Origin of the sequence: Streptomyces sp. NPDC085931, from assembly GCF_044540565.1 — a bacterium.
GTDB lineage: Bacteria > Actinomycetota > Actinomycetes > Streptomycetales > Streptomycetaceae > Streptomyces.
Genome location: NZ_JBITSK010000005.1, coordinates 136113 through 150952 on the forward strand (window position 1 = coordinate 136113; position 14840 = coordinate 150952).

The 14840-nt window shown below is 71.7% G+C and carries 16 protein-coding genes and 1 pseudogene; 8 read left to right on the forward strand and 9 right to left on the reverse strand.

Going from position 1 to position 14840, the window contains the following annotated elements:
• Position 1: 1 nt before the first annotated feature.
• Entirely contained in the window at positions 2-736 is a 735-nt protein-coding gene (locus ACIGAN_RS11815; protein ID WP_399856938.1) for a VOC family protein, read from the reverse strand.
• 104 nt (positions 737-840) lie between these two features.
• Between ACIGAN_RS11815 and ACIGAN_RS11820 the strand changes: the two genes are divergently transcribed.
• Positions 841-1995 (forward strand): anion permease, encoded by a 1155-nt coding sequence (locus tag ACIGAN_RS11820; RefSeq protein ID WP_399856940.1) that lies wholly within the window; start codon positions 841-843, stop codon positions 1993-1995.
• Positions 1996-2093: 98 nt separating this feature from the next.
• Here ACIGAN_RS11820 and sodN read toward each other — a convergent pair whose 3' ends face one another.
• Entirely contained in the window at positions 2094-2489 is a 396-nt protein-coding gene (sodN, locus tag ACIGAN_RS11825; protein ID WP_004983535.1) for a superoxide dismutase, Ni, read from the reverse strand.
• Between the two features lie 224 nt (positions 2490-2713).
• Here sodN and ACIGAN_RS11830 point away from each other — a divergent pair.
• A pseudogene (locus ACIGAN_RS11830) lies at positions 2714-2887 on the forward strand (S24 family peptidase); the annotation flags it as partial.
• Between the two features lie 65 nt (positions 2888-2952).
• Here the strand turns inward: ACIGAN_RS11830 and ACIGAN_RS11835 are convergent.
• Entirely contained in the window at positions 2953-3612 is a 660-nt protein-coding gene (locus tag ACIGAN_RS11835; RefSeq protein ID WP_399856942.1) for a CGNR zinc finger domain-containing protein, read from the reverse strand.
• A gap of 89 nt (positions 3613-3701) precedes the next feature.
• Between ACIGAN_RS11835 and ACIGAN_RS11840 the strand changes: the two genes are divergently transcribed.
• Positions 3702-4472: a class I SAM-dependent methyltransferase gene (locus tag ACIGAN_RS11840; protein ID WP_399856944.1), complete on the forward strand. Its 771-nt coding sequence runs from the start codon at positions 3702-3704 to the stop codon at positions 4470-4472.
• 65 nt (positions 4473-4537) lie between these two features.
• Here the strand turns inward: ACIGAN_RS11840 and ACIGAN_RS11845 are convergent, their stop codons facing one another.
• Genes ACIGAN_RS11845 through ACIGAN_RS11855 form a run of 3 tightly spaced genes read right to left on the reverse strand, consistent with a single transcriptional unit; the run spans position 4538 to position 7226 of the window.
• Complete coding sequence (locus tag ACIGAN_RS11845) at positions 4538-5299, reverse strand: amino acid ABC transporter ATP-binding protein (RefSeq protein ID WP_399856946.1); 762 nt, start codon at positions 5297-5299, stop codon at positions 4538-4540.
• Complete coding sequence (locus tag ACIGAN_RS11850) at positions 5296-6237, reverse strand: amino acid ABC transporter permease (RefSeq protein WP_399856948.1); 942 nt, start codon at positions 6235-6237, stop codon at positions 5296-5298. Before ACIGAN_RS11850 ends, ACIGAN_RS11845 begins: the two co-directional genes overlap by 4 nt.
• Positions 6238-6269: 32 nt before the next feature.
• Positions 6270-7226, reverse strand: a complete 957-nt coding sequence (locus ACIGAN_RS11855) for an ABC transporter substrate-binding protein (protein ID WP_365738749.1) — start codon at positions 7224-7226, stop codon at positions 6270-6272.
• A 625-nt stretch (positions 7227-7851) separates the two neighbouring features.
• On the opposite strand from ACIGAN_RS11855, the gene ACIGAN_RS11860 reads away from it, so the two are divergent.
• From ACIGAN_RS11860 to ACIGAN_RS11875, 4 genes are all read left to right on the forward strand, one after another.
• Positions 7852-9084 carry an NAD(P)-dependent malic enzyme gene (locus tag ACIGAN_RS11860; RefSeq protein WP_365087624.1) on the forward strand — a complete coding sequence of 411 codons (1233 nt, stop codon included), beginning with the start codon at positions 7852-7854 and terminating at the stop codon, positions 9082-9084.
• 257 nt (positions 9085-9341) lie between these two features.
• Entirely contained in the window at positions 9342-10307 is a 966-nt protein-coding gene (locus ACIGAN_RS11865) for a zinc-binding dehydrogenase (RefSeq protein WP_365738745.1), read from the forward strand.
• 104 nt (positions 10308-10411) lie between these two features.
• Entirely contained in the window at positions 10412-10621 is a 210-nt protein-coding gene (locus ACIGAN_RS11870) for an HTH domain-containing protein (protein ID WP_003992902.1), read from the forward strand.
• On the forward strand, positions 10621-11193 hold the full coding sequence (locus ACIGAN_RS11875; protein ID WP_365087622.1) for a Clp protease N-terminal domain-containing protein: 573 nt from the start codon (positions 10621-10623) through the stop codon (positions 11191-11193). Before ACIGAN_RS11870 ends, ACIGAN_RS11875 begins: the two co-directional genes overlap by 1 nt.
• Positions 11194-11203: 10 nt before the next feature.
• Here ACIGAN_RS11875 and ACIGAN_RS11880 read toward each other — a convergent pair whose 3' ends face one another.
• Together ACIGAN_RS11880 and ACIGAN_RS11885 are read right to left on the reverse strand one after the other, a co-directional pair.
• Positions 11204-12268: a PadR family transcriptional regulator gene (locus ACIGAN_RS11880; RefSeq protein WP_399856951.1), complete on the reverse strand. Its 1065-nt coding sequence runs from the start codon at positions 12266-12268 to the stop codon at positions 11204-11206.
• A 1-nt stretch (position 12269) separates the two neighbouring features.
• Positions 12270-13238, reverse strand: a complete 969-nt coding sequence (locus ACIGAN_RS11885) for a DUF4097 family beta strand repeat-containing protein (RefSeq protein WP_399856953.1) — start codon at positions 13236-13238, stop codon at positions 12270-12272.
• 146 nt (positions 13239-13384) lie between these two features.
• Between ACIGAN_RS11885 and ACIGAN_RS11890 the strand changes: the two genes are divergently transcribed.
• Positions 13385-14227 carry a hypothetical protein gene (locus tag ACIGAN_RS11890; protein WP_399856955.1) on the forward strand — a complete coding sequence of 281 codons (843 nt, stop codon included), beginning with the start codon at positions 13385-13387 and terminating at the stop codon, positions 14225-14227.
• Positions 14228-14600: 373 nt separating this feature from the next.
• Here ACIGAN_RS11890 and ACIGAN_RS11895 read toward each other — a convergent pair whose 3' ends face one another.
• Positions 14601-14780, reverse strand: a complete 180-nt coding sequence (locus ACIGAN_RS11895; RefSeq protein ID WP_003992906.1) for a DUF6104 family protein — start codon at positions 14778-14780, stop codon at positions 14601-14603.
• Positions 14781-14840: the final 60 nt, after the last annotated feature.

Here is a 14840-nt window from a genome sequence, read left to right on the forward strand (position 1 = left end):
CCTAGGCCCGCGGCCGGCCGGTCTCCGGGTCCCGGGAGGTCAGGCAGTACGTGCCGCCCGCCGGGTCGCGCATCACCGTCCAGCCGGGGAAGCCGGCCACGAATGCGGCCCCGAGGCCCTCGTGCCACGCCCGGGTGGCCCCGACGTCCGCGCAGGCGAGGTCGAGATGGGCGGAGGCCGGGCGTTCCGTGCCGAGGCGTTGCAGGAGCAGGCGGACCGGCAGCCCTCGCGGCGGCTCGACCACATGGAACTCGGGGAGGGCGCCCGGCCGCGACTCCCAGCCGGACAGCAGCGCGCTCCAGAAGGCGACTTCGGCGGAGTACGCCGACGGCGGCACATCGACGCACACCTGGTCGAGTCGGCTGCCCCGCACCACCCCCGGCCGGGACGACTGCCCGCGCCAGGGGTCCGCGCAGAACAACTGCCCGCCCGGCGAGCGCAGCACGACGAGCGTGTCGAGGTCCTGGACCACGCGTGCCCCGAGCCGCACCGCCGCCGCGGCGAACTCCCGTACGTCGTCCACACAGAAGTCCAGGTGCGCCCCGCCCGGGCTCGTCCCGACCGCCTGGGCCTTCACGCAGGCGTCGGCGCCGTCCGGGAGCAGCGTGACGAACTCGGCGTGCTCACCGCGCGGTTCGGAGAGCCGGGTGGCGGTCACCGCCGTCCAGAAGTCGCAGGCGGCGCCGAAGGCCGCGCGGGGCCGGTCGGCGAAGGCGTACGTCCAGCGGATGCTCATGGCCGTGATCGTAGAGGGCACGCGCCACCGCCACCTGCGTGAACCTTGAGCAGCCTGCGCCCCGCCGTTCCCCGCCCCCGGCCCGGGCTTGTTTGCATGCAGCAATGGACCACATCACGTTCCTCGTGGCCGTCGTCATCGTCACGGCGCTCGCCTTCGACTTCACCAACGGATTCCACGACACGGCGAACGCGATGGCCACGTCCATCGCCACGGGCGCGCTCGCGCCCCGTACTGCGGTCCTGATCAGCGGTGTCCTCAACGTCGTCGGTGCCTTCCTGTCCACCGAGGTCGCCAGGACGATCTCCGGCGGCATCGTGGACGACACCCTCGTCACCCCCGGGATGATCTTCGCGGGGCTCGTCGGGGCGATTCTGTGGAATCTGCTGACCTGGCTCCTCGGGCTGCCCTCCAGCTCCTCGCACGCCTTGTTCGGCGGGCTGATCGGAGCCGTCTGGGCGGGGGCGGGCAGCCACGGGATCCACTTCGCCAAGGTCGTCGAGAAGGTGCTGCTCCCGGCGGTGGCCTCCCCGGTGGTGGCCGGGGTCGCCGCGCTGCTGGCCACCTGGCTCGCCTACCGGCTCACAGGCCGCGCCCGCGAGGAGTCCGTGCGCAAGGGCTTCCGGATCGGGCAGGTCGCCTCCGCCTCCCTCGTCTCCCTCGCCCACGGCACCAACGACGCGCAGAAGACCATGGGTGTCATCACCCTCACGCTGATCGCGACCGGAGCGCTCGGCCCCGACGCGGGCCCGCCCCTGTGGGTGGTCGCCTCCGCGGCCCTCGCGATCGGCCTCGGCACCTACCTCGGTGGCTGGCGGATCATCCGCACCATGGGCAAGGGTCTCACCGAGATCCAGTCGCCGCAGGGCTTCGCCGCGGAGACCGCCTCCACGACCGTGATCCTGACCTCCGCCCACCTGGGCTTCGCGCTGTCCACCACCCAGGTCGCCTCGGGCAGCATCCTCGGCGCGGGGCTCGGCCGCAGGCTCGCGGAGGTCCGCTGGGGCGTCGCGGGCCGGATGGTGGTCGCCTGGGTGGTCACTCTGCCCGCCGCCGCGCTGGTGGGGGGCCTGGCCGCCGCGGTGGTCCGCAGCGGCGGTGACCTCGGCACGGCGGTCGTCGCCCTGGTCGGCGCCGCCCTCGCCGCAGGCATGGTGGTGCTCTCGCGCCGCAACCCGGTGCACGCGCACAACGTCAACGACGGTCATGAGGTGAGCCTGCGCGCCGAACCGCCGGCCAAGGTCCGCACGGCCGCCTGAACGACCGGCACCCGCACGGCGAAAGGGCCCGGCCGGCAGCCGCACGACGAAGGGGCCCGGCCGGATCGGCGGCCGGGCCCCTTCGGCGTACGAGGCGATCAGGCCTTCTTGGTCTCCCAGAAGATCTTGTCGATCTGGGCGATGTAGTCCAGCGCCTTCTGGCCGGTGGCCGGGTCCGTCGACGCCTTGGCGGCCGAGAGGGCCTTCAGGGTGTCGTTGACCAGTTGGTGCAGCTCCGGGTACTTCTCGAAGTGCGGGGGCTTGAAGTAGTCGCTCCAGAGCACCGAGACGTGGTGCTTCGCGAGCTCGGCGCGCTGCTCCTTGATGACGGTGGCGCGGGCCTGGAAGTGCGGGTCGTCGTTTCCGGCCATCTTCTCCTGGACGGCCTTGACCGACTCCGCCTCGATGCGGGCCTGGGCGGGGTCGTAGACACCGCAGGGAAGGTCGCAGTGCGCGCTGACCTTGACCTTGGGTGCAAACAGGCGGGAAAGCATGGAGCATTCCTTCCTCGTGATCGTCTTCTCACAGGGGACATTACTCCGTGGGGGAGGGGTTTTCGCGAGTGCCCCCTAGGGCTTAGGACAAAAGTCCGGGGTCAGACTGAGACTGGTGGAGGAAAGAACCGGGGAGGTGCCGGGTGATGCCGGAGCTGTCGCAGGAGTCCGAGCGGGGGAGGCCGGCCGCGCCCTTCGGGGTGGCCGAGGTGACCGGGCCGTCCATGGTGCCCACGCTGTACCACGGGGACCGGCTCCTCGTGCACTACGGCGCCCGGATCAGGCCCGGTGACGTGGTCGTGCTGCGGCATCCCTTCCAGCAGGACCTGCTCGTGGTGAAACGGGCCGCCCAGCGGCGCGAGAACGGCTGGTGGGTGCTCGGCGACAACACCTACGCCGGCGGCGACAGCACCGACTACGGCGTCGTCCCCGACGAGTTGGTGCTGGGGCGGGTCCGGTTCCGCTACCGGCCGCTCAGGCCCGGCCGGCGCTCGCCCTGGGCGCTGCTCGGCTGGGCGCTGTCGGCCGCCAGGCCCGTCTTCCCGGGCAGGTCGGGCCGGGCCGCCTCCAGGCGTTTGCGGGCCCGGTAGGCCGCCACGTTGGCGCGGGTCGCGCAGCGGTCGGAGCAGTAGCGCCGGGAGCGGTTGGTCGAGGTGTCCAGATAGGCGTTGCGGCAGGGCGGGGCCTCGCACAGGCCGAGGCGGTCCACGCCGTACTCGGTCAGGTGGAAGGCCAGGCCCATCGCGGCGATCGCCGCGTAGCCGGCGGTGGCGTTGGACGGGTGGTCCGCCAGGTGCATGTGCCACAGCGGGCGGCCGTCGTCGTCGCGGAAGTCGTGGCCGGAGATCTGCGGGCTGACCGGGAACTCCAGCAGCAGCGAGTTCAGCAGGTCCACGGCGAGCTGCTCGTCGCCGCTGTCGGCCGCCTCGAAGACCGCGCGCAGCCGGGCCCGCACCGAGCGGAACCGGGTCACGTCCGCGTCGGTGGCACGGCGCGCGGCCGACTGCTGGCCGCCGAACAGATCGCGCACGGCCCCCACCGAGGTCAGGGTGTCCGTGCCCCGGGCCGGCTCCTCGGTGTTCACGAGGCGCACGGCGTAGTCCGAGTAATAGGCCAGTTCCACTTGTAGTCCTTACGGAGGGGCTTTATGGTCGTGAGTGCGCGCTGGTAACAGCTGATCGTGTATCCAGGGTATTACGACGGAGGGGCTCGATGACGGACGCGGACACCACCACGGCCACCACCGACTGGCAGGCCTGGCAGGCGAGCTGGGACCGCCAGCAGGAGTGGTACATGCCCGACCGCGAGGAGCGGTTCCGCATCATGCTCGACATGGTGGAGGCCGTCGTGGGCACCGCCCCGCGCGTCCTCGACCTCGCCTGCGGCACGGGCAGCATCACCGCCCGGCTGCTCGCCCGGTTCCCGGACGCCACGAGCACCGGCGTCGACCTCGACCCGGCGCTCCTCGCCATCGCGGAGGGCACCTTCGCCGGCGACGACCGGGTCACCCTGGTCACCGCCGACCTCAAGGACCCCGACTGGCCGGCGCGGCTGCCGCACGATGCGTACGACGCCGTCCTGACCGCGACGGCCCTGCACTGGCTGCACCGGGAACCTCTCGCGGAGCTCTACGGCCGCCTCGCCGGACTCGTCCGCGACGGCGGGGTCTTCATGAACGCGGACCACATGATCGACGAGACGACACCCAGGATCAACGCCGCCGAGCGCGCGCAGCGCCACGCCCGCATGGAACAGGCCAGGCAGTCCGGCGTCCTCGGCTGGACCGAGTGGTGGCAGCTCGCCGCGAAGGACCCGGCCCTCGCCGGACCGACGGCCCGCCGCAACGAGATCTACGGCGACCACGCCGAGGGGGACGCTCCGTCGGTGCAGTGGCACGCGCGCGTGCTGCGCGAGAAGGGGTTCGGCGAGGTCAGGCCGGTGTGGTGCTCGCCCTCGGACACCCTGCTGCTCGCCATGAAGTAGCCGCGCGGGGCAGAGCGAAGGGGGCGGCACGGAGATTCCGTACCGCCCCCTCGCCGTGGCCGCCCTCAGAGCACCTTGGACAGGAACGACTTCGTCCGCTCGTGCTGCGGGTTGGTCAGCACCTCGCGCGGGTGGCCGGATTCGACCACCACGCCGCCGTCCATGAAGACCAGGCTGTCGCCCACCTCGCGGGCGAAGCCCATCTCGTGGGTGACGACGACCATCGTCATGCCGGACTCGGCGAGGTCGCGCATGACGTCCAGGACGTCACCCACCAGCTCCGGGTCCAGCGCCGACGTCGGCTCGTCGAACAGCATCAGCTTCGGGTCCATCGCCAGCGCCCGCGCGATGGCGACGCGCTGCTGCTGGCCGCCGGAGAGCTGGGAGGGGTAGTTGCCCGCCTTGTCGGCCAGGCCCACCCGGTCCAGCAGCTCCAGCGCGCGCTGCCGCGCCTGGCCCTTGTTGACGCCCTTGACCTGGACCGGTGCCTCCATGACGTTCTCGACGGCCGTCATGTGCGGGAACAGGTTGAAGCGCTGGAAGACCATGCCGATGTCCCGGCGCTTCAGGGCGACCTCGCTGTCCTTCAGCTCGTAGAGCTTGTCGCCCTTCTGCTTGTAGCCGACCAGCTCGCCGTCGACGTACAGACGGCCGGCGCTGATCTTCTCCAGGTGGTTGATGCACCTCAGGAACGTCGACTTGCCGGAGCCGGAGGGGCCGATGAGGCAGAACACCTCGCCGGACTTCACCTCCAGGTCGATGCCCTTGAGCACCTCGACCGCGCCGAAGGACTTGTGGACGCCCTCGGCCTTCACCATGGCGGTCATGCCTTGCCTCCCGTCGGCTTCGAGCGGCTGGACAGGGACAGCACGTTCGCCTTGATCTTCTGGAACGGCGTGGCCGGGAGCGACCGGCTCGAACCACGCGCGTAGTACCGCTCCAGGTAGTACTGGCCGACGCTGAAGACCGAGGTCAGCAGCAGGTACCAGGCCGCCGCCAGGAACAGCATCTCGGCCGGGGCGCCGGAGGTCTGGCCGATGTCCTGGGCGGCGCGGAGCAGTTCGGGGTACTGGACGACCGAGACCAGCGAGGTCGTCTTCAGCATGTTGATGACCTCGTTGCCCGTCGGCGGCACGATCACGCGCATCGCCTGCGGGATCACGATCCGGCGCAGCGTCTTGGAGTGGCTCATGCCGAGCGCGTGCGACGCCTCGGTCTGGCCCTCGTCGACCGACAGCAGACCGGCACGGCAGATCTCCGCCATGTACGCCGCCTCGTTCAGGCCGAGGCCCAGCAGCGCCGTCAGGAACGGGGTCATGAAGTCCGACCACTCGTCCTTGTAGAACGGCCCGAGGTTGATGTACTCGAAGACCAGGCCCAGGTTGAACCAGACGATCAGCTGGACCAGGACCGGGGTGCCGCGGAAGAACCAGATGTAGAACCAGGCGATCGAGGAGGTCACCGGGTTCTTCGACAGGCGCATCACGGCGAGCAGGACGCCGCCGATGATGCCGATCGCCATGGACAGCACCGTCAGCAGGAGCGTTTTGCCCACGCCGTCGACGATGCGGTCGTCGAAGAAGTAGTCCGGGATCGCGTCCCAGTTGATCTTGCCCTGGGCGAACGCGTAGACGACGCCGCCCAGCAGGGCGAGGGCGGCGACGGCCGAGATGTACCGCCCGTAGTGCCGGACCGGGATGGCCTTGATGGCCTCCGGCCCGGCCGGGGGCGTGTCGCCCGCCGTCTTGTCGATGTCAACAGTCACGGGTGTTGCCTTTCAGTGCCGCTGCGTCGCGGTCACTTGCCGCCGTTGATCGTGGCCTCGTCGACGGAGCCGTCCGTGACGCCCCACTTCTTCAGGATCTTCTCGTACTCGCCGTTCTTGATGATGGCGTCGAGCGCGGCCTTGAGGGCGTCCCGCAGCTCCGTCTGGTTCTTGGCGACCGCGATGCCGTACGGAGCGGCCTCGACCTGCTCGCCGACCAGCTGGAAGTCCTTGCCGCCGCCGGAGGTCTTCACGGCGTACGCGGCGACCGGGAAGTCGGACGAGCCGGCGTCGGCGCCGCCCGCGCGCAGGCGGGTCTGGGCCTGCTGGTCGTTGTCGAAGGGCTCGATGGCGATCTTCTTGCCGGACGGGCACTTCTTCGACTCGGCCTTGGCGAGGTCCTCGGAGACCGTGCCTCGCTGCAGCACGATCTTCTTGCCGCACAGGTCGGACCAGGTCTTGATGCCCTGGTCGTCGCCCTTCTTGGTGTAGATCGACACACCGGCGGTGAAGTAGTCCACGAAGTCGACGCCCTCGCCGACCTTCTTGCCGGTGTCGGAGTCGATGCCCTCCTGGCGGTCCTTGGTGTCGGTCATCGCGGACATGGCGATGTCGTACCGCTTGGAGCGCAGACCGGTGATCAGCGTGTCGAAGGTGCCGTTCTCGAACTGGAAGTCGACACCGAGCTGCTTGCCCATGGCGGCGGCGATGTCCGGGTCGATGCCGACGACCTTGCCGGAGCTGTCCTTGAACTCGACCGGGGCGTAGGCGATGTCCGAACCGACCTTGATGACGCCCTTGTCGCGGATCGCCTTGGGCAGCTTGTCGGCGAGCGGGGCGGAGGCCGTAGCGGTGTCGCTGTCCGAGCCGTTGTCCTTGGTCTGGTCACCGCATCCGGTGAGCATCAGCGCGCCTGCGACCGCGATCGCACCGACCGCTGCTAGCCGGGAGCGGGCGGCGGTCGTACGACGGGTGGAGCTTGCGGTCATGGTGGGTTCCTCCGGCGGATGGGTGGAGTTGCCGATGGGGCTCAGCGCTGCCGATGGGCTCGGCAGTGCCGTGGCCTGCCGACGGGGTCGGCAGCGCCGTGGGTCGACGAGAACACACGTCTTCGAGTGTCGCGACCTCGTGTGATTACGGCATCTTGCCATTCGGACTGCGCCATTCTGGGGGCCAGCCATGTCAAAATCGGATAACGGGCGACCCCCGAACCGCACCACTCCGGTACATCACGGCCGGACCTTCTGTGGGAATGCCTCCTTCCGGCCGGAAGATCTTCGGCATATCCCGGGATTTCGACATGGAGGCCGCGGGCTTCACCACCGCTTGAGTGGTTCTCGATGGTTTGTCCAGCCCTTGCCCCGATTTTGGACGAAGAGTCAGGGCGCCGGTATGTGACCTTGGCGTTATGGACTCGTCCTCGGTGCCTTCCGTCCGGTAAGAAGGGTCTTTACACCCCTCATCCGGGGCTCAGGGCGCGTGTGCGGCGCGCCCGTCGCGCACGCGCCCGTACGTATCACGTACAGAGCACGACCACGGCCGTGCGCGGTCCCGCCCACCCCTCACCAGGAGTGGCCACCCTCAAACCAATGAAGATTTAAGGGGTAAAACGAAGTGGCAGCGGAGATCGTCAATCCTCGCAGCGAGAGCAAGACCGGTGATGCGGGCAACGAGGGCAGTGCGGAGCCCCTCGACTCGTTCGATCCGGCGTTCGCGTTGCACCGCGGCGGCAAAATGGCCGTGCAGGCCACGGTGCCGGTCCGTGACAAGGACGACCTGTCCCTGGCGTACACGCCCGGCGTCGCGAAGGTGTGCAGCGCGATCGCGGAGCAGCCGGAGCTGGTGCACGACTACACGTGGAAGTCCTCGGTCGTCGCCGTCGTGACGGACGGTACGGCCGTGCTGGGGCTCGGAGACATCGGGCCCGAGGCCTCCCTCCCGGTGATGGAGGGCAAGGCCATCCTGTTCAAGCAGTTCGGCGGTGTGGACGCGGTCCCGATCGCGCTGAACTGCACGGACGTCGACGAGATCGTCGAGACGGTGGTGCGGCTCGCGCCCTCGTTCGGCGGGGTCAACCTGGAGGACATCTCGGCGCCGCGGTGCTTCGAGATCGAGCGGAAGCTGCAGGAGCGGCTGGACATCCCGGTCTTCCACGACGACCAGCACGGCACGGCCGTCGTGACGCTGGCCGCCCTGCGGAACGCGGCGCGGCTGAGCGGACGGGCCGTGGGCGACCTGCGGGCGGTCATCTCCGGCGCCGGCGCGGCCGGTGTCGCCATCGCGAAGATGCTGGTCGAGGCCGGGATCGGGGATGTCGCGGTGGCCGACCGCAAGGGTGTCGTGTCGGCGGACCGGGACGACCTCACCGACGTGAAGCGCGAGCTGGCCGGGTTCACGAACAAGGCCGGGCTCACCGGGTCGCTGGAGTCGGCGCTCGCCGGGGCCGACGTGTTCATCGGGGTGTCCGGCGGGACGGTGCCCGAGTCCGCGGTCGCGTCGATGGCCGAGGGCGCGTTCGTCTTCGCCATGGCCAACCCGAACCCCGAGGTGCATCCCGAGATCGCGCACCGGTACGCGGCCGTGGTCGCCACCGGGCGGTCGGACTTCCCGAACCAGATCAACAACGTGCTGGCGTTCCCCGGGATCTTCGCGGGGGCGCTGCAGGTGCGGGCCTCCCGGATCACCGAGGGGATGAAGCTGGCCGCCGCGGAGGCGCTGGCGGCCGTGGTCGGGGACGACCTCGCGGCCGACTACGTCATCCCGTCGCCGTTCGACGAGCGGGTGGCGCCGGCGGTGACGGCGGCGGTCGCCGCGGCGGCGCGGGCCGAGGGTGTGGCCCGCCGCTGATCCGGCCGACCGAGTGACGAGGTGACCCCGCCCGTCCGGGCGGGGTCATTTCTTTGCCGGGGATCGGCTGTTCGGGTGGTGCGGGGGTGCGGACGGATCCCGGACGCTGCCGCAGGCGCGCGCGGCGGCACCCCCGCCCCCGCCGGGTTGCGGGTCCCGCCCCCGCCGCAGCAGGGGCGTGCCGGTTCTGGCAAGAGGGTGTGTCTCACAGGCCCGTACGGTTCCGTCGCCCCGGTGGGGAACCTATCGTCAAGGTCATGTTCGCTGTCTACGCCGCCCGAATCGACCGCGACCAGCCGCTGTCCGGCCTGGAGTCGGGAGAGCGCCCGGCTCCCGAGGGCCGCCCCGGCTGGAGCACCGTCACCGTCAAGGCCGCCTCCCTCAACCACCACGACCTCTGGTCCCTGCGCGGCGTCGGCCTCGCGGAGGACAAGCTGCCGATGATCCTCGGCTGCGACGCCGCCGGTGTCGACGAGGACGGCAACGAGGTCGTCCTGCACTCCGTCATCGGACAGAGCGGGCACGGGGTCGGCCCGAAGGAACCCCGTTCCATCCTCACCGAGCGCTACCAGGGGACCTTCGCCGAGCAGGTCTCCGTGCCGACCTGGAACATCCTGCCCAAGCCGAAGGAGCTCTCCTTCGAGGAGGCCGCCTGTCTGCCGACGGCCTGGCTGACCGCCTACCGGATGCTGTTCACGAACGCCGGTGTCCGGCCCGGCGACTCCGTGCTCGTGCAGGGCGCCGGCGGCGGGGTCGCCACGGCCGCCATCGTGCTCGGCAAGGCGGCCGGGCTGCGGGTCTTCGCCACCAGCCGGGACGAGGCCAAGCGCAAGCGGGCCGTGGAGCTGGGGGCCGTGGAGGCGCTGGAGGCCGGGGCGCGCCTGCCGCACCGGGTGGACGCCGTCATCGAGACCGTGGGGGCCGCGACCTGGTCGCATTCCGTGAAGTCGCTGAAGCCCGGCGGCACCCTGGTCATCTCCGGTGCCACCAGCGGCGACCGGCCCTCGCACGCCGAGCTGACCCGCATCTTCTTCCTGGAGCTCAAGGTCGTCGGCTCCACGATGGGGACCAAGGACGAGCTGGAGGACCTGCTGGCGTTCTGCGCGGCCACCGGCGTGCGGCCCGTCATCGACGACGTGCTGCCCCTGGACCGTGCGCGTGAGGGCTTCGAACGGCTCGCCGCCGGTGAGCAGTTCGGGAAGATCGTGCTGACGAATCCCTGAGCGCGCGGCGCGAGGTGCCTCGACGGCCGGTCCGGAGACGGGCCGGCCGTTCTGCATGTCAACCCCGGTTGACGGATGCCCTGCTGTCAACCTATGTTGACAGCATGACCGAAGCAACCGATCTGGCCGAGCGCGCCGGTGACCGTGATCCGCGGGTCGGCCTGCGGGCCGTGGCCGCGCTGCGCCGGCTGCTGGAGCAGCTGGAAGCCGTGCAGGTGCGCAACGCGCGCAATCAGGGCTGGTCGTGGCAGGAGATCGCCACCGAACTCGGGGTGAGCAGGCAGGCCGTGCACAAGAAGTACGGGAGGCATTGATGTTCGAGCGGTTCACGAAGGACGCCCGGGACGTGGTGAAGAGCGCCTTCGCCCACGTCGACGGGGCTGGTGGCGGGCAGTGCGTGGAGGCCGAGCATCTGCTGCTGGCCCTGCTCGACCGGGAGGGCAGTCGGGGGTCGTTCGCGCTCGCCGCCCTGGGGCTCGGACCGGAGGGGCGGGAGCCGGTGCGTGAGGCACTGCGGGAGGCGCGCAGGAGGGCCGGGCTGTCCCGGGCGGAGAGCGACGCGCTCGCCGGGCTGGGCATCGATGTGGCGGAGATCGTCGCCCGGGTGGAGGAGGTGCACGGCGTCGGCGCGATGTCCGGCGACCGCGCGGACAAGCGCTGGTGGTCCGGGCGGCCCTCCTTCGGACGCTCCGCCAAGGACGTGCTGGAGAGGTCGCTGCGCGCGGCCCTCGCCCAGCGGGACCGGCACATCGGTGACGAGCACCTGCTGCTGGCCCTGACCATGCGCCCGGGCGTGCCGGCCGAGGTCCTCGCCGATCACGGGGTGACGTACGCGTCGCTGGTGCGCGTGCTGTACGGGGGTGGCGGCGAGGCCAAGGCCGGCTGAGCGCGGCCGGTCACTTCTTCGGTGTGCGCAGGAGCGCTCCTATGTGGGCCGCGGCCGTCGACAGATGACGGCGGGCGTCGCGCAGCTGGTCGGGGGTGACGCCGTGGTCGCGGGCCGCGTCGCGGATGTCGTCCCGGAAGCGGTCGAGGAGACGGTCCAGGTCGCGGGCGGGGTCGCCGGTGGACTCCGTGGCGTCCTCGTGGGCCCAGGCCGGTTCGTAGGAGGCCGGGAAGTCCTCGGCGGGTCGGGAACCCTCCGCGGGTGCGCCCGGTTTGCCGGTGCCGGTGCCGGCGCCGGTCCAGTCGAAGCCGAAGTCCTTGCCGTAGTCCTTGCCGAACTCGCCGACCTCCTTGACCAGTTCGCTGAGGCCCTCGCGCAGACCGGTCGGCCAGTCGCCGCGGGTGAAGTGGTCCTGCACCTGTTCCTGGACGCGGCGGGCGATGCGCTGCACCTGCTCCTGCGCCTGGGCGCGGGCCTGCTCCTGGGCCTCCTTCGCCTGGCGGCGGGCGCGCTGGGCGTCCTCCCGGGCGCGGCGGCTCTCGTCCTTGGCGCGGCGGGCCTGCTCCTTCCACTCCTGCCGGGCGCGTCGCATCTCCTCCTTGGCGATGCGCCAGGCGTCCTTGTCGCCGTACTGCGCGAAGTCGCCGAAGGGGCTCTCGGCGCCGCCGGCGCGGCCGCCGTTGTCCCGCCGGGCCTCGGTCGCGGCGGCGCGCATCTCGCGGCGCAGGTCGCCCGCCGCTCCGCGCACGTCCGCCTGGATCTCGGCGGCCAGCTCGGCGACGGACTCCCGGATCTCCAGCTCCAGGTCGGCCAGCTCGCCGCTGCGGTCGGCCAGCTCGGCCCGGCCCGCGTCCGTGATCGAGTAGACCTTGCGGCCGCCCTCGGTGGTGTGCGTGACCAGACCCTCGGCCTCCAGCTTGGCCAGACGGGGGTAGACGGTGCCCGCCGACGGTGCGTACAGCCCCTGGAAGCGCTCCTCCAGGAGGCGGATCACCTCGTAGCCGTGGCGAGGGGCCTCGTCCAGCAGCTTCAGCAGGTAGAGGCGGAGGCGGCCGTGGGCGAAGACGGGGGGCATGTCAGAGCACCTTCTTGTCGGTCGTGCCGTCGGCCGGGGCGGTGGCGGTGCCGTCGCCCGGGCCGGAGACGGAATTGTCTCCCGAGTCGCCCCCGGGGTGGCGCGCCGGGGCCGCCGGAGGACTGTCGGTGCCGGGATGCGCGTCCTGTGGCGCGGGGTCGTCGTCCCGGGCCGGGCGGCGCAGTAGGGCGATCGAGCCGCTGACCGTCGTGGCCCGCAGGGTGCCGGTGCCCGCGCCGAGGCGGCCGGTGATCTTGTGGGCGCCCCACTGGCCGTGCACCCGGAGGTCGTCGAAGGCGTTGGAGACGGCTCCGCTCGCCGTGTTGGCCTCGACCTCGGCGTCCGCCCGGTGCGGCAGCCGGATCGCGATCTCGCCGGAGACGCTGGTCAGCTTCACGTCCGTCGGGCCGTCCGGGGCGAGGTCGACGATCATGGAGCCGCTCACCGAGTCGGCCCGTACCGAGCGGCCGGCGCCCTCGACCACGGTGAGGTCGCCGGAGACCGAGTTGAACCGCAGGTCGCCCGTGACGTCCTGGGCCTCCAGGCTGCCGGAGACCGTGTCGGCCCGGACCGGGCCGGACAGGCCCACCAGGGTCGTGTCGCCGGTGACGCCCTTGACCACCGTCGGGCTCTCGATGCCGGAGACGACGGCCGCCGCGCCGACGACCCCCAGCTCCACGCGCGTGGCCGCCGGGACGGCCAGGGAGACCACCGCGCTGCGGCGCCAGCCCTTGCGGTCCAGCCAGGACAGGAAGCCCTTCCAGGGCAGGTCCTCGTAGGCCACCGTCAGGGTGCCGCCCTGCCGGGTCACCACCAGGGGTGGGCCCTCGATCTCGGAGATCTCCAGGCGGGCGGAACCTTCGTCCGTGCCCACCACGTTCACCGTTCCGTTGACCAGGCGTACGTGGAGATCGCTCACGGGCTCGTCGAAGGTGAGCTTGCTCGGTTCCGTGACGGACCACTCGGACATCGTGAGACCTTCCGACCCGACGCGCCATATCGCGTCTACTGAAATTCACGATATATCGTGGACGGGGAAAGTCAAGACACCCGTTCTGAGGACGGGGTAGCGTACATAAGTGCTCAAAGATGAGTGATTCGCCCTAGCGTGTGAGCATGCCGACGGAAGCTGCGTCCACCGGTCCCGCGCCAGGAGCGCTGCTGTTGTGCCGGGCGGTGCCGGGGGCCGTCGCCCCCGTCGCCCGACTGCTGCGCGAGCCGATGCGGCTGACCCGGGCGGGCGACGACTGGAGCGTCCTCGTCCCCGAGGGCCGGCCCTGGCGGGACGGGACCGAGCCCGTCGACCGTGTGGTCACCGGCTGGGCCACCGCCCTGGCCGTGGGCGCGCCCTGGCCCGTCCTCGCCCTGTGGTGGGACGCCGACCACGCGGGCTTCTCCCTCGCCTACGGCTTCCGCCGCCCGGTCGGGTTCGTCTGGCTCGCGAGCGGCGTCCCGGCGGGGGAGGACGAGGCGATGCGCACGTTCGCCGCGCGCGTGGGGCTCGATCCCGTACTGGACCTGCAGGCCCTCGAACAGCTGACGAAGCCCGACGCGGCCGCCGACGCGCCCGCCCGGCTGCGCGGCCTGCTGGCGGTCCTCGCGCGCGTGGGCGTTCTGATGCCGCCGGGGCTCGCTCCCGGCGTCCCCGCCGACCGGCTCCGCGAAGCCGCCGCCGTGCTGCCGGACAGCCTGCCCGTCGAGTGGCCCGGCCTGCGCGAGGCGGTGGTGGAGGGCGGCACGGTCGAGCACAGCCGTCTCGGCCCCTGGCTGCCGTGGGCGGGCGGCCCGAGGGCCCGCGCGCTGGCCCTCGCCCAGGTGGCTGCGGGCGTACCCCTGCTGGCCTGGGGGCTACGGCTACGGCTGCGCGGTGGCGGCTGGGGCTGGACCGCGGCCGGGGCACTGCTCATGGCACACGGCGCGCTGGGCCTGGCCTACGACCTCACGCACCCGCGCGACTGACACCCGCCCGGTGGGCGGGCGGGGCGGGCGCCGGATGCGGGCGCCGGGTGCGGGGCAGTCGATCCGTCCGCCACGAGAACGCGGCGAGCAGGGCCGTCAGCGCGGAAGCACGGCACCGGGTACGGGGCCCTCGTGGAGCGCGCGGGTCCAGCCGTGCAGCGGCGGCTCGGCCGGGGCGGGGCCTGGCGAGCCTGGTGGTGGCCGTTCGGCCACCGATGCCCGACCCCGGATGCGGGGGGCGCGGCGCCGCGCCCGGCGGCTCGGCCGGGGCGGGGCCTGGCGCATCCGGTTGCGGTCGTTCGGCCAGGGCGCGTCCGTCTGGCGTGTCCGGGGGCGGCCCGCCCCTGTCGTCCGTCGGTCCCCGCGCGGTCCGCTACTCGTCGTCCTCGTCGTCCAGCCGGGCCAGCCACGTCGCCAGGCGCTCCACCGGCACCTCGAAGTCGGGGTTGAGATCGACGAACGTGCGCAGCTGCTCGGCGAGCCACTCGAAGGTGACCTCCTCCTCGCCGCGCCGCTTCTCCAGTTCCTCGATGCCACGGTCCGTGAAGTACATGGCTCAAGGATATGCGGCCGGGCCGCACCCCCCGGCGGGGATGCGGCCCGGTGACGTGCG